The organism is Catenulispora sp. EB89 (assembly GCF_041261445.1).
Lineage (GTDB): Bacteria > Actinomycetota > Actinomycetes > Streptomycetales > Catenulisporaceae > Catenulispora.
Genome location: NZ_JBGCCU010000016.1, coordinates 256,848 through 270,785, shown reverse-complemented (window position 1 = coordinate 270,785; position 13,938 = coordinate 256,848). Strand labels below are relative to the sequence as shown.

Below are 13,938 nucleotides of genomic sequence, written 5' to 3'. Positions count from 1 at the left end.
AAACCCTCGGCTGGGACACCCCCGCCGAACGCCTCGCTAAACTCCTGAACACGAATCAGTAGCCGCCGTTGCAACGACCACTGAAATCCGCCCCTTGAGGCGCCCACCAAACGCGGCAGACGGCCGCCAGACTAAACGCATGCGCAGTGACTCGGACTTACGCGTGGTCGTGCCCGCGAAAGCCGCCAGCCGCCAATGCACCATCCACCGGCCCCAACTGCCGCGTGGTCGTGCCCGCGAAAACCGCTGCTCGCCAACGCGCCGCCGCAGAGACCTGAACCGCTGCGCGGTCGTGTCCATGAAAACCGCCAGTCGCTAACACACCATCCACCGGCCCCAACCGCCGCGTGGTCGTGTCCGCGAAAACCGCCAGCCGCCAACGCACCGCCGCACAGACCTGAACCGGTGCGCGGTCGTGCTCATGAAAACCGGCGGCCGCCAGCGCAACCCCGCCCCGCACAACCGAACTGCGTCCCCCCGCGAGGTCACCAAACCTTAGGCGAAGCCGTCAAAATCGCCTGTAAAACCACAGCCCAACCGCACCTGCACAGCGCACCGCACCCCGACACCGCACCCCGACAACCGCTCGCCCCCCAATTCAACAGAGCCCCGGAGCAACAACCACCCCTCCAGGGCTCCGCCGCTGTGCCCACCCAAACAGCGTCGGCCTAAAAAGCGCCGACCCCGTCAGGCGTACCGAGCCCGGAGGGTGCGTCATACCCCGGCACGGCATTGCACAGGTAATCGCCGCCGCAGTCGCCTCCGGCGAAGTCGTTGTTGCCGCCGACCACGTCGTTCAGCCCGGCGCTGTGCGCGTAGACATACGACGCGTTCGCCAACTCGGACGGATTGCCCGCCAGGGCGATCACGCCCGCGATGAACGGCGAGGACGCGCTCGTGCCACCGACCACGATCCACCCGTCGCCGTCGTGGGCGTCGTAGACCGCCGGACCGGTGTTCGGATCGGCGTCAGCCGAGACGTCGGCGACGGTACGCCCGGGGCAGTTGGGGTCCGTCTGCCAGGCCGGCTTCGCGATGTACGCCGAGCATCCGCTGCCGCCGGCGCCACCGTCGCTGTTCCACGCACTCTCAGTCCAGCCACGGCTGCCGGTGGAAGGCGACAACGAGGTACCTCCGACCGCGATAACGCTGGGAAAGACCGCGGGGAAGTTCGGGATGCCGAATCCCTCGTCACCCGAAGACGCCACGATCGCGACGCCGGCATGGCTGTAAGCCGAGATGTACGGATCCATCGCCTCCTGTTCAGTGCCGCCGTAGCTGTTCGAGATCTCGGTGGCGCCCAGCCGCGCGGCGGTGTTCTCCGCCGTCGCGAACGAGGCGAACTCCGTGTCGCTTGCCTCGACCAGCAGGATGCGGCAGTCGGGGCAGGCCGCCGAGACCATGTCGAGGTCGAGCGAGATCTCCACGCCCCAGCCCTGCTCCGGCGGGAGCGGGCTCGCGTTGCCCGACTGGTTGACCTTCGTGAAGCAGCCGTTCGCTGTCGTGCAGGCCGGCAGGCCGTAGGTGCTCCGGTACACGGCCAGATCGGCCTCGGCCGTCGCGTCGTCGCCGGCGTCGACCACCGCGACGGTCTGCCCCCGGCCGCCGTCGGTCGGCAGGCGGTAGGCAGAGTGGAGCGTGGCCGGGCTGAGGCCGTCAGGCAGGGCCGCGGCCGCCTTCGTGTGAGCGTGGGCAGCAGCCGCACCGCGCACCCCGAAGCCGCCGTGCACGTCCGTGCGCATCTCGGCGAAGCAGCGCACCTGCGTGGTCACGGGACAGGCGGCGCGCACGTTCGTCACGGGCCCGTGGGCGGCGGGCCCCACCGAGGTGCCGTCCAGCACCGCCGCCGCGACGCCGCCTGTGCTCGTGCTCGTGCTCGTGCTCGTGCCCGTGCCCGTGCCCGTGCTCGCGGCCGCAGTGGTGACGGTCGCCGTGACAGCGACCGCGACCGCCGCCACGAGCCCGACCAGCCCCGTGCGCATCCGAAAGTTCCCCTTCACGATCAGCCCTCTCACTTGGCGACGGTGTAGGCGTTGGCGATGGTCTGGGTGATGCTGCCGCCGATGGCGTCGGTGGCGCTGACCCTGAGCTCGGGGTCAGCGCCCTTGGCCGAGGCGGGGTTGTCCCAGGCCACGATGTAGTGGCCGTCCGACCCCGCCGACGAGGTCGGCTCCCAGCTCTTGCCGCCGTCGAAGGACACCGTGACCGTGGCGGAGGTGATCGCGGCGTGGGATCCGGCGCAGTCGAAGGCGACGTGGCCCACCCCCAGCTCCAGCACCTGGAGGGAATCGGCACTCGTATTGGAGCGGTCGGTTTCAAGCTGATAGTTGAGCGTCAGCGCCGGCAGCAGCAGGCACGGCGTGGCGACGGACTGGCCGTAGCAGGTGTCCTCGCCGGGCAGCGGGACGCTGGTCGCCGAGCCCACTGTCAGATCGGTGACCACATTCGTGGACTGACTCATGCCGGGCACATCGCTCAAGTCGCTCGTGTCGACGGCGCGATACGTGGCCGGTGCGGTGGCGATGCCGTCCAGTTCGACGCCCGGCGCGCTTCCGCTGTAGACGAGTGTGCCGTTCTGGTAGAAGGCGAAGGCGTCGTTTCCGCCTCCGGGCAGTCCGCTGTGGTCGGGCTCGCTGTCGCCGACCGGATAGAAGGCCATCGTCAACGCGGCACCGGCCGTGCACGCGTAGCACCGCTGCACGCCGGTGTGCTGCCCCATCGTCGACCCGAGCGGCCCGTGCGCCCACTCGATCGCGGCGGTCCGGCCGGCGGTGAAGGTGCGGTTGTCGGCGAAGAACTGTGTCTGGTCCGGCGTCACGACCGACTGGTCCCACTCGCCGGAGTCGGCGGTTCCGAGGTACTCGGTCACCGTGCTCGGCATCGCCTGCACGACGCCCGCGCTGACCACCAGCCCTCCGGCGGCTTGCAAGGCGCTCGTCGCTGCGTCGTACGCGGCGTTGAAGAACCTGCCGTCCGTTCCGCCGGCCGGGTCCGCATAGAAGGTCTGGGTCACCTTCGCCAGTTGCCGGGGCTGCACGACGTACGACTCGTCGGCGGGCACATAGCCGGAGCCGAACGCGACGTCATAGCGGTAGGCCGAACCGGTCGTCGGACCGATCCCGCTCCACTCGATCTGATACCGCACCGAGCCGACCGCCGGCGTCGCCATCGGGTTGACGTAGACGGGCGTGTCGCTGATGCCGATGATGCTGGTGCTCGCGACGAGCCCGGCGGTGTCGATGTAGTAGTTCGAGACGGACAGGGCCTGCTGGGTCGACGGACGCGGCGTGCTCACCGTGATCAGCGACGAGGCAGCCGTCTCGCTGAGCGCGACGCTGGTGGTCGCCGTCCCGGCCGAGGGCACGGTGACCAGTTCGTCGATCCAGTGGATGGCCGTCTCGTCCCCGGCGCTGTCGAAGTCGAAGATCTGCGACGTCGCCAGATAGTGGCCGGCGGGAAGGGTGACCTTCCCGACGCCGTCGTCGATCGGGACGTCGGCGTACCCGGCCAGCAGGTTGTCGAGGTCTTCGAAGTGCACGTCCTGGTCCGTCAGCGGATTGCCCGCGGTGTCGGTCAGGGCGATCTGCACCTCATGCATCACGTAGTGCGGCGTGATCGGACCGGTCGCGGCGCCGGCGGCCAGGCTGACGCCGCTGACGCCGCCGAACAGAGCGCCGCTGCCGACCGGTCGTCCGGCTCTGACGTCCGCGCCGATCGCAGCGCGCAGACCGGCGGTGAACTCCGCCGTCGAGGCCGCGGTCACATAGCCGCTCGCCGACTGGCCGCCGACCGAGGTCAGCGTGACGCCGGGCAGGGCGCTCGGCGTGGTGCCGGCGGTGTACGTCACCGCGACGGGTATGTGCGCGCCGCCGGCGAGGTTGTCACGCAGCAGCGCGGAGATGTCGAACAGCGCGGGGTCGAGCTGGCGGCCCAGGTACGGCTTCGCGACCGCCGGGACGACGTATTCGTCGCCGCCCCGCGCCGTATACGTCTCAGCCGGACCCGTACCGGCGGCGGAAGTCAGCTGAGCGGAGGTTCGGCCGCCTGAGGTGGTGAGGGAGACGCGGTCTCCGGTGATCAAAGTGACGGCCCGGGCGGTCGTCGGGGAGATCGGCGACGCGGTGACCGCCGTGTTCGGCGCTGTAGTCGGCGCGCCAGTCGCCGATCCCCAGGCGGCCGAGGCCGGCGCGGCGCCGGACAGCAAACCCAGGACCAACGAGGCGAAGGCAGCAGTGGGGACGAGGAAAGGGTGGCCTTTGCTTCCCATGACTGATTCTCCGGATGAGAGATACGTCGGATCGCATTCGCGACATGCGGGTGGCGCGACAGCGGGGCGGCGTCCGCAGGGTGCTGCGACCCGCCGCCCCGCTGGGTGGTCGGCTCAGGGCGCGAGCGACCACTCCTGGTTGACGCCGCCGTCGGCGGGGAACTGGATCACGGCGGCGCCGGGCGCGGTGCTGCTGTTGGTGAGGTCGATCATCTGGCCGTCGTACACGCTCTTCAGCCCGATGGCGCCTGGGCCGTCGTCCACCAGCGTCCAGCGGCCGTTGCTGCCGCCGTCGTCGCTGAACTGGATGAGCTGGGTGCCGGCGGTGGTGGTCGGTCCGGGGATGTTGACCAGCTTGCCGCTGTTGGCGTTGACGATCGTGTACGCGCCGCTGCTCTGCCGCACGAACGTCCACTTCTGGTCGGCCTGGCCGTTGTCGGAGTACTGAAGCAGGTGCGCGCCGTCGGCGGTGGAGTCGTTGTCCACGTCGAGCCGGCCGCCGGTCGCCAGGTTCTCGACGCGGTAGGCGACGTTCGGGTCCGGTACCGGGACCAGGGTCCACTTCTGGTTGGTGCCGCCGTTGGCGGGCCACTGGATCACCGGCGCGCCGGAGCTCTTCGAGCCGCCGGAGACGTCGGCGAGCAGGCCGTCGGAGGGGGAGCTCAGCGTGTAGGAGCCGCTGCCGGTCGGCACGAAGCGCCATTGCGTGTCGGTGGCGTTGTCGTCGCCGGCCTGGACCAGCTGCGAGCCCTGACTGTCAGAAGGAACAGCGAGCTGCTGCTGGCTGGTGCGGTTGAGGACCTTGTAGCTGCCGTCGCCGACCGGCACCAGTTGCCATTCCTGGTCCAGCGCGTTGTCAGCACTCTGCTGCACGATCGACGAACCCGACGTCGCCAGGTTCAGACCGCTGTTGGCGTTGACGATGTTGTACGACATCGCCGTGTAGCCGACCGACCCGGTCGGCACCACCTTCAGCAGCGTCGCGCCATGAGCCGGCAACGAAACGCTGTACCCGGTGGCGAAGCTGCCGAGGTCGGAGTGCGACCAGTCATCGTGCACCGTGGCCGCGGAGCCGGTGAACCCGATGTCCTTCCAGTTCACGGACGCGGTGGCGGTCGAGCCAGCCAGGTTGAACAGCGCGACCGTGTAGCTGCCGTCGCCGTTGGCCGCGTACCAGGCCTGCTGCTGCGTCGTGCGATCAACAGCCCGCGCCGGATGCCCGGCCTGGTCGACCGCGAGCACTTCGCTGTTGGTCAGCAGACCGACGTCGGTGGAATCCAGGTTGGTCAGGTCCACACCCAGCGTCAGGTTCGAGTTCTCGATCGCCCACAACGTCAGCTGCGTCTTGCGCTCATCAAGGGTCAGACCGTCGTTCGACCCGTTCCCGACCTCGATCGAGTCCAGATCGTTCCACCCACCGGTCCCGCCGACGCCGATCCACGGCACGACGTCGGAAAAGCGGAGGGCCACGTTGTTCCAGTCGGTCAGCGGATAGGGCGAACCGTTGGCGCCGCAGTAGCACTCGACGTCGTCCTCGATGCGCCAGCCGTTCGAGTACTGCTGCCAGGACGCGGCGTCCGCGATCGTGAGCTTGTTGGACAGCTCCAGGTGGATGGTCCGACCGGTCTGATTGAGCGCGGTCGACCAGTGCTGGACGTCGGCGACGCCCTGCGAGTCCCCGTCATTCGGGCTGACACCGTCGATCTTCAGATAGTCGATGCCGTAACCCGCGAGCTGGTCGGCCCAGGAGTTCAAGAACGCCTGCGCAGCCGCCGGGTTCTTGCCGTAGTCGATGTAGTACATCCGACCACTGCCGAAGTTGTAGTTCGTCTCGTAGCTACTGGTGTTGGAGACGATGTCCCGCGCGTGGAACGACGTCCCGGCGATCGGCGTGTTCTGGTTGTACGCGGCCACCGGTATGCCCGGCGTCAGGTACATCCCGAACTTCTCCCCGAGCGAGTGGATGTACGAACCCAGATTCGCCATCCCGTCCGGGAACTTGCTGCCGTCGACGACCCAGCGTCCGTAGGCGTCCACGGTGGTCTGCGGGTCGAGGTAGTAGAAGTCGTCCAGGTTGACGTACTGGTACCCGGCGTCGACCAGGCCGCTGGTCGACATCGCCAGCGCCTGCGCCTTCATGGCGGCCTCGGTGGGGTGGTTGCGCAGGAACGACCAGCTGCTCCAGCCCATCAGCGGGGTGGTCGCGGCTCCGTTGGCCTGCGCGTGCGCCCGGGTCTGGCGGCCGTCCACGACGAAGAACGCCAGGGCCAGAGCCACGAACGCGGCTAAGAAACGGAGTCGGTGGGGTTGTGCGGGCGAGGATGTTCTCACTGGGGCTCCCGAGGGTGGATGGGGATCGATGTTCAGCCGGCGTACTGGACCGTGATCTCGTCGAGGTTGAGGTAGTTCGAGCTGCCGAGCGAGCTGTTGTAGATCACGGAGATCGTGTTCGACCCGGCGTTCAGGGCGACGTTGGGGACGGTCACCGTGTTCCACGAGGACCAGGAACCGGTGCCGGGCAGGGTCAGGTTGTTGACGACTCCCGAGCCGTTCACGTAGATGTACCGCGAGGCGTTGCCGGCCGCGGCGGAGTAGCGCAGGGTGAGGGTGTACGGGCCCGCCTGGGTGACGTTCGGGTGGAGGTCGACCCACTGGCCGTCGTGGTTCCAGCCCGCGACGTATCCGCTGCCGGTGTAGCCCGGGTAGATCGCTTCGGTGCCCAGGCCGTGCAGCGTCCCGTTCTCGGCCTGCACCTGGATGACCGGGTTGCCGCCGCCGCCGCCTCCGCCGCCGTGCACCGGGCTGAGCGTCACGGTCAGCAGGGTGGGGTTCTGGTCGACGACCGCGCCGGACTGGTCCACGCCGCCGGTCGGCGCCACGTCGTCGTACGGGAAGGCGTAGCCGCGGCCGTCGACGCTGGTGGCGTGGACGATCCGGGCGTAGTGGTTGGTCTGCGGGTACTGGTAGTAGTTCGCGGGGTTCTCCCCGGCCGGCTGGTCGGAGTCGATCAGCAGTGTGGTGCGGTTGATCGCGGCGCTGATCCGCGCGGTCAGCGCGCCCATCTCGACGCCGCTGGTGTTGAAGGGCCCTGAGTTGCAGCTGAAGATGTCGGCGCTGGAGGGCCGGCCGAACGAGCCGACGCCGGGGAAGTTCAGGACGCCGCCGGATACGTTTCCGGTCACGGTGCCCCACTGCGCCTGGGTGTCGATGGACAGCGTCTCGGAGCTGTACTTCGACCAGACCTGGTCCAGGTACCCGTCGAAGTAGCCGGCGAACAGCGAGGAGTTCTGCGCGATCCCGTTGTTGGGGCTCAGCGCCCGCAGGTTCGCCCCGCCCGAGGTGACGATGAGCTGGTCCCAGCCCTGGCCGTCGGCCGCGCTCTGGGACTGCAGCGCGCTGCAGACGGTGTCCAGCGCGCCGGCCGGCAGGCCCGGGGCGGTCTGCGTGCCGGCCGCGCCGGTGGACGTCAGCCCGATCGGGATGGCCACGAAGTCGACCATGCTGATGTTCGCCCACAGGTTCGTGCTGTTGAAGGTGAACTCGCAGAAGTCCCACATCAGGTTGATGTTGGGGTCGGTCGGATTGCTCACCGACGGGAACACCAGCGCCGGGCCGGGGTTCACCAGGAACGTCAGGGGATTGTCGATGGAGAACCAGATGCGGCCGCCGGCCAGGTGCGGGATGGTGATCCGGGTGGTCGAGCCGCTGGCACCGAGCGGGATGGCGCAGTTCGCCCCGAGGGGGGTCAGGGTCTGGGACGGGGACGGCGGGTAGTAAGGGGTCCGGCCGTCGGACTGCAGGAGGAACCAGGCGTTGCCGTTGTCGATCGCCAGGCCCGTGACGTAGGCGTAGACCGTGTTGGAGCCCGTGTTGTTCTGCAGGTCGATGTTCAGCGTGCTGGCGGTGGCCGCCGAGGCGCGCGCGGCGAGGCCGGCGACCGAGGGCAGCACGGCTGTGGCGGCAGCGGCTGCGAACAGGTTTCTTCGGGAGATCATGGATCCAGTGCTCCTCACGTGGGGGTGGTCGGCGTGTGGTCCGAGTGCCGTCGGCGCGCGGGATCGGCGCTGTGGCTTCTTGTGCGATTGCCGAGCAGGTGGGGCGGGTCCGCCGCGGTGGGAGCGGTGTGGGCCGGCGGGTCGTCGAATGCGGCGTAGTTCATCAAGCTGGACTAGACCAGTGGGTCTGTCAAGGGGTCTGTGCGCAGGTAAGCAGCGGTCAGCCGTTGGTTGATTACTGATCCAGTGGTCAGGAAAACACCGGCGGGTGCTCGTTTCACAGTGGCCGGACACACCGGCGCAACACGAAAACGGCATCAGGGCAGTTCATCGGGATGCAGACTCGGTGGTCGGATGTGTTCGATCACTGGTGATCTCTGTTTGATTCCTTTGCCCTCGCGTTGATCCGTGTTCAGCAGGTCTTGACACGGACTTCGCTGCTCGTCACAGTGAGTCCTCGTGGGAGCGGCGTGGCCAGGAGTTGCCCGAAGGATTGGAATCCCACATGGAACCGCGCAAAGAGCCGCGTCCAGAACCGCGTGCTGAATCCCCCAAGCCCGACGTGAGCCGGCGCGCCTTCCTGGGTGCCGCCGGAGTGATCGGTGCCGGCGGTGTGTTGTACGGCTTCGGTCCGGGCTCGTCGACGGCCGCGAACGCCGCGCCCCGCGACAGCGCCTTGCCGCAGGGTGCTGCCGTGCCCCTGGCCGCAGCCGCCCTGCAGGTGTATCCGGTGCCGTCGATCTACCCCGCGTCCACCGACTACCGGATCACCGTCAACGGCACCCCGGTCCCGGTCCAGAAGTTTACCGGCTACGACATCGCGCAGCTGGCGATGGGCCCGGGCAGCGCGCAGGTCGCCGTCACGAAGATCAACAACACGAACATCGGGTCGTGGAGCATCAGCCCCCAGAAGCTCGGCATCTCCGCGAGCGTGAGCGGCTCCACCCTGAACTTCACCCTCCCCGGCGACGGCTACTACATCGTCAAGGTGGACGGCCGGCCCCAGCTGGTCCTGGCCTTCGACCCGCAGGAGACGAACCAGCCGCCGAGCGGCGGCGACGGGATCTTCAACGTCACGGCCTCGCCGTACAACGCGCAGCCCGGGACCGGCGGCTACTCGACGCAGGCGTTCAGCAGCGCCATCGCCGACGCCTCGTCCTGGGGCTCCGGCACCGGGGGTCAGGGCACTGTCTACGTGCCGCAAGGCGTCTACAACGTCGGCAACGTGGTGCTGCTGAGCAACACGGCGCTGTACCTGGAACCCGGTGCGGTGCTGCGGTACACCGGCGACGCCGCCTACTACACCGTGAACGGGCACAAGAGCTCGCAGAACCGGGACCTGACCTGGCTGGTGAGCACCGACTTCTACTCCTCCAACATCAGCCTCTACGGCCGCGGCATCATCGACGGAAACGGGATGGCGTCGTTGGGCCCCAGCAACCTCGGGGTGAACCTGCTCGCGCCGGTGTGGGTGGACGGCTTCTCCTGCGACGGCGTCACGTTCCGGGAGTCCAGCAGCTGGAGCGTCATCCCGGTCCGGTCCTCGAACGTGACGTTCACCAACATCAAGCTCTTCAACCGGTTCGACATGGGCGAGAACGACGGCGTCGACGTGAACGAGTCCAGCGGCGTCAGCGTCACGCACGCGATCGGGATCGGCCTCGACGACAACTTCAGCACCAAGACCTGGGCCTCGGACACCGACATCACGAGCCTGGTGCCGGGCCAGCCGCAGCCGCTCGACAGCGTGACCTTCACCGACCTGGTGTGCTGGACGTACTGCTACGCGGTGAAGGTCGGCCAGGGCGTCGACCAGCCGCAGTCCAACATCACCTTCGAGCAGGTCGTCGTCTACGACGCGGCGGTCGCCGTCGGCATCGACCACAAGTACGGGACCGTGTCGGCCAGCGGCATCACCTTCAGCGACATCGACGTCGAGCGCCTGGACTTCAACAACGCCGGCAACCAGTGCTGGCTCGCCTTCATGACGGAGTCCTCGGGCGTCGGCCCCACGCAGAACGTGAACGTCACCAACGTGAAGCTGCGCGCGGCCGACAAGACCGCCAGCCGCATCACCGGCCTGCCCGGCGGCACCATCAGCAACGTGACGCTGCAGAACATCGTCCCGTCCGGCAGCTCCAGCCCGGCCACGACGCTGGCTGCCGCGCACATCACCAACGTGTCGAACGCCAATTCGGTGACCATTACGGCGTGAGGGGGGTCCAGCCCGCGGGCACCGCCGATCCGGCACCCGCGCCGAGTCGGAATGCCCATCGAAGATGTCGCATTTGCCGCTGATGCGAACGCGGGACGGATCTTAGATTTGGCCCATGTCGCTGATTTCCCCCCACGCGAAAGACCCCCGAGAACGCCCGCAGCCGGTGCGCGCGAAAGGCGCCGGACTGATCGGCCGGAGAGGCGTTCTCGGTGGGATCGCCGCCCTTCCCGTCGTGTACGGCGTCGGGAAGGGCGGCTCCGCTGAGGCCGCCGTTTCGGCGGGGCCGGGTGGCGGCTTGACCGCCGCTGCCGATCCCGCCATCGATCCCGCCATCGATCCTGCCATCGGCCCTGCCGCCGGTCCCGCCGCCACCGATGGCCTGGTTTCCGGCAGGGAGCGGCGCTACCACGCCCCGCTGCTCGCGCCCGGAACCCGTCTGGTGCTGCCCGAGGGTGTCAGGGCCGTGCCGGTGCTGGACCACTACCGGCGTCCGCACCTTGCGAGCACCGATTCCACATGGCCGCACGTCATCGCGGCCGACGGCACGACGGTCGACGCCTCCGTCATCCCCGGCCGGGGTGCGGCCGGCCGGGTCGCCGTGCTGTCCGGCTTCACGCACGGCTGGTACGACGTCCTGCACGCCGACGGCCGTGCCGACCACGTCGCATGGGACGCCCGCAAACTGCCGGTGCTGTGGATGTACGCCGAGTTCGGCGGCACCGACGAGGCCCCCTACCGCGACCGGTTCTACACGCTCGCGTTGCAGCCGTTCTCCCGCAATCCGTACACCCGCTAGGAGCAGCGATGTCGCACCACTTCGACTACCCCCAGGACGAGACCGAGGACATCACCGACGCGTTCTGCTTCGCGGGCGCGGCGGGCCTGCTCGGCCCGCGCACGGTCTTCGGCGTGAACACCTCGCCGCTCCACGGCGCGCCCTGGAACCCCGCGGCGATGTACGAGCTCAAGGTCGACACCGACGGCGACCTCGTCGAGGACATCACCTGGCGCGCCACGTTCCCGATCGGATCCGACGGCACGCAGCACGTCCGGGTCGAGCAGCTCACCGGTGCCGCCGCCACCGACCGCACCGCTACCGGCCGGATCATCACGCCGCCGGACTGCCCGGTCGGGGAGGTCGTGGAGTGCCACCACGGCATCAAGCTCTTCGCCGGGCAGCGCCGCGACCCGTTCCACAACTTCATCCCCTTCCCGGTCGCCACGACCAAGGCCCTGGCCGCCGGCACCTTCCCCGACTTCGACGCGCTGCGGCCGGCCCACGACGACTTCGCGAACACCAGCGTGCGCTCGTTCGTCCTCGAAGTGCCGGTCGAGGTCACGGGTCTGGGCCCGCTGAACTTCTGGGCCACGACCGCGTACTTCGACCAGGGGCACGACACGTGGGTTCAGCTCCAGCGCGCCGCGGCACCCAACATGACCACGTTCTTCGACTTCGCCAGCGGCTCGGCCCAGGTCAAGGACTACAACTCCACCGTTCCGGCGATCGACCTACTGGGCCGACCGGACAACCCCGCGACCGATCCTGCCTCCGGGATCTGGGGCCAGGTGCGCGACAACATCGCAGCGGTCGTCGAAGCCGGCGACACGTATGACAAGGGCCCGCACGCCTTCCCGACCGCGCGGGCCTACGGCGCGTGGGCGGCGGACGCGCTGCTCCCGAACGTCATCACCTTCGTGCCGGGGACGTTCGCCTGCTGGAACCGGTGGCACGGCACGAAGAACGGCAAGGGCGTGGCCGAGGACATCGCGTCGAACATCATCAAGATGGTGGTGAACCAGGACTTCTCGTCCGGGCTCGAGGCGGGGCCGCTGCTCGACCACTTCCCGTATGTCTCGCCGCCGCCGGGGAGCTGATAGACGACCGGTCGTAAACTGGTCATGTGGGTAGGACCAGCGATGCCAAAGAGAAGATCCTCAACGCCGCGCAGACCCTGATCGAGCTGAACGGGTACTCGGCGCTGGGTGTCGCGGAGATCTGCAAGGCCGCGGACGTGCCCAAGGGCAGCTTCTACTACTTCTTCGCATCCAAGGAGGCGCTGGCGCTCGCCGTTCTCGACGAGCACTGGCGCCTTCAGCGTGCGGACTGGGAACGCGTGCTCGGCGGCGACGCGGCCCCCGCGCTGACCCCGGCTCCGCTGGATCGCCTGCGGCAGCTGTTTGTGGAGACCGAGGCCGGGCTGCGTGCGGGACAGCGGAGCTGCGGGACGGTGTCCGGCTGTATGTTCGGGAACCTCACCCTGGAGCTGAGCAATCAGACCGAGCCGATACGCCGGCGCCTCCAGGAGATCTTCGAGGTGCAGGTGGAGATGGTGGAGAAGGTCGTCGCGGAGGCCCGGGAACGCGGTGAGGCGAGTGTGGCCGACGCGCGCGAGGCGGCGCGGTCGGTGGTCGCGCAGTTGGAGGGCCAGGTCCTGTTCGCCAAGCTCTACAACGACACGCAGCATCTGGACACTCTGTGGGCGAACTGCCTGGCGCTGCTCGGTGCGCGCTCCAAGTCGTCCGACGCGGTCAAACGTCTGAGCGCGGATCGCACCGGCCCGAAAGCCGATGCGACCCGCGCTCGTCGCGGTGCCGACGTCAGTCTCTGAGCGGGGCGTCGGTCGATCTCGTCAGGTCCGCCCACGCGTCGAGCTCGTCGCCGGCCTGCTTCAGCCCTTGCTCGACCAGCTGCCGGGCATCGCTGCCCAGGACCAGGCGGACCGGGGCGTCGTCGCCGTCGACGAGCTTCAGCACGGCCGCCGCGGCCAGCGCCGGATCGCCGATCTGGTTGCCGTCCTTGGCCTGGCGGGCCGCGCGGATCGGGTCGAAGACGGCGTCGTAGTCGGCGATGGTGCGCGGGACCCGGGTCATCGACCGCCCGGCCCAGTCGGTGCGGAATCCGCCGAGCGCCAGGCAGGTGACGCGGATGCCGAAGCCTGCGACCTCCTGCGCCAGCGAGCCGGAGAAGCCCTCGACGGCGAACTTGCTCGCGCCGTAGAACGCCACGCCGGGCAGTGCGGTGCGTCCGGCCATGGACGAGATGGTGAAGATGTGGCCGCTGCGCCGGCGGCGCATGAACGGCAGTACCGCCTTCACCACGGCCACGGTGCCGTAGACGTTGACGTCGAACTGGCGGCGCAGGTCGGCCATCGAGGACTCCTCGACGGTGCCCTCGACCCCGTAGCCGGCGTTGCTGATCAGCACGTCGATCGGACCGGTCCGGTCCTCGACGGTCCGCACGGCCGCCAGGACGCGCTCGTCGTCGGTGACGTCCAGCTCCATGCCGGTGGCGCGGCCGGGGGAGAGTGCTTCGAAAGCAGGGATCTGACCCGGGTCGCGCACGGTGCCGACCACCCGGTGCCCGGCCTGGAGGGCGGCGACCGCGAAGGCCCGCCCCAGACCGCTGGAGACCCCGGTGATCAGGAAAGTCTTGCTCATGTCGCTCATGTCGCGCATGG

The 13,938-nt window shown here is 68.8% G+C and carries 9 protein-coding genes; 4 read left to right on the top strand and 5 right to left on the bottom strand.

Features of this window, described 5'->3' with window-relative positions:
* Positions 1–668: 668 nt before the first annotated feature.
* The 4 genes from ABH920_RS30805 to ABH920_RS30790 all read right to left on the bottom strand — a co-directional run bounded on the left by ABH920_RS30805 (position 669) and on the right by ABH920_RS30790 (position 8,262).
* Complete coding sequence (locus ABH920_RS30805; RefSeq protein ID WP_370352692.1) at positions 669–1,982, bottom strand: peptidase S8; 1,314 nt, start codon at positions 1,980–1,982, stop codon at positions 669–671.
* 29 nt (positions 1,983–2,011) lie between these two features.
* Complete coding sequence (locus tag ABH920_RS30800) at positions 2,012–4,267, bottom strand: hypothetical protein (protein ID WP_370352691.1); 2,256 nt, start codon at positions 4,265–4,267, stop codon at positions 2,012–2,014.
* Between the two features lie 114 nt (positions 4,268–4,381).
* Positions 4,382–6,544 (bottom strand): alpha-galactosidase, encoded by a 2,163-nt coding sequence (locus ABH920_RS30795; protein ID WP_370352690.1) that lies wholly within the window; start codon positions 6,542–6,544, stop codon positions 4,382–4,384.
* 86 nt (positions 6,545–6,630) lie between these two features.
* Entirely contained in the window at positions 6,631–8,262 is a 1,632-nt protein-coding gene (locus ABH920_RS30790) for a beta-1,3-glucanase family protein (RefSeq protein WP_370352689.1), read from the bottom strand.
* Positions 8,263–8,767: 505 nt separating this feature from the next.
* Here ABH920_RS30790 and ABH920_RS30785 point away from each other — a divergent pair.
* The 4 genes from ABH920_RS30785 (at position 8,768) to ABH920_RS30770 (ending at position 13,089) form a co-directional block, all read left to right on the top strand.
* Positions 8,768–10,477 (top strand): glycosyl hydrolase family 28 protein, encoded by a 1,710-nt coding sequence (locus ABH920_RS30785; RefSeq protein WP_370352688.1) that lies wholly within the window; start codon positions 8,768–8,770, stop codon positions 10,475–10,477.
* A 298-nt stretch (positions 10,478–10,775) separates the two neighbouring features.
* Complete coding sequence (locus ABH920_RS30780; protein WP_370352687.1) at positions 10,776–11,276, top strand: hypothetical protein; 501 nt, start codon at positions 10,776–10,778, stop codon at positions 11,274–11,276.
* An 8-nt stretch (positions 11,277–11,284) separates the two neighbouring features.
* Positions 11,285–12,355 (top strand): hypothetical protein, encoded by a 1,071-nt coding sequence (locus ABH920_RS30775; protein ID WP_370352686.1) that lies wholly within the window; start codon positions 11,285–11,287, stop codon positions 12,353–12,355.
* A 26-nt stretch (positions 12,356–12,381) separates the two neighbouring features.
* The gene (locus ABH920_RS30770) at positions 12,382–13,089 is read left to right on the top strand and encodes a TetR/AcrR family transcriptional regulator (protein ID WP_370352685.1); all 708 of its coding nucleotides are present in this window, start codon (positions 12,382–12,384) and stop codon (positions 13,087–13,089) included.
* On the opposite strand, the gene ABH920_RS30765 is transcribed toward ABH920_RS30770, so the two are convergent.
* On the bottom strand, positions 13,079–13,918 hold the full coding sequence (locus ABH920_RS30765; protein WP_370352703.1) for an oxidoreductase: 840 nt from the start codon (positions 13,916–13,918) through the stop codon (positions 13,079–13,081). The genes ABH920_RS30770 and ABH920_RS30765 overlap by 11 nt on opposite strands.
* Between the last annotated feature and the right edge of the window lie 20 nt (positions 13,919–13,938).

What these genes read in the sequence shown, in the direction of transcription:
- ABH920_RS30805 (WP_370352692.1), bottom strand. Translation starts at nt 1,982, where the DNA reads ATGCGCACGGGGCTGGTCGGGCTCGTGGCGGCGGTCGCGGTCGCTGTC.
- ABH920_RS30800 (WP_370352691.1), bottom strand. Translation starts at nt 4,267, where the DNA reads ATGGGAAGCAAAGGCCACCCTTTCCTCGTCCCCACTGCTGCCTTCGCC.
- ABH920_RS30790 (WP_370352689.1), bottom strand. Translation starts at nt 8,262, where the DNA reads ATGATCTCCCGAAGAAACCTGTTCGCAGCCGCTGCCGCCACAGCCGTG.
- ABH920_RS30785 (WP_370352688.1), top strand. Translation starts at nt 8,768, where the DNA reads ATGGAACCGCGCAAAGAGCCGCGTCCAGAACCGCGTGCTGAATCCCCC.
- ABH920_RS30775 (WP_370352686.1), top strand. Translation starts at nt 11,285, where the DNA reads ATGTCGCACCACTTCGACTACCCCCAGGACGAGACCGAGGACATCACC.
- ABH920_RS30765 (WP_370352703.1), bottom strand. Translation starts at nt 13,918, where the DNA reads ATGAGCAAGACTTTCCTGATCACCGGGGTCTCCAGCGGTCTGGGGCGG.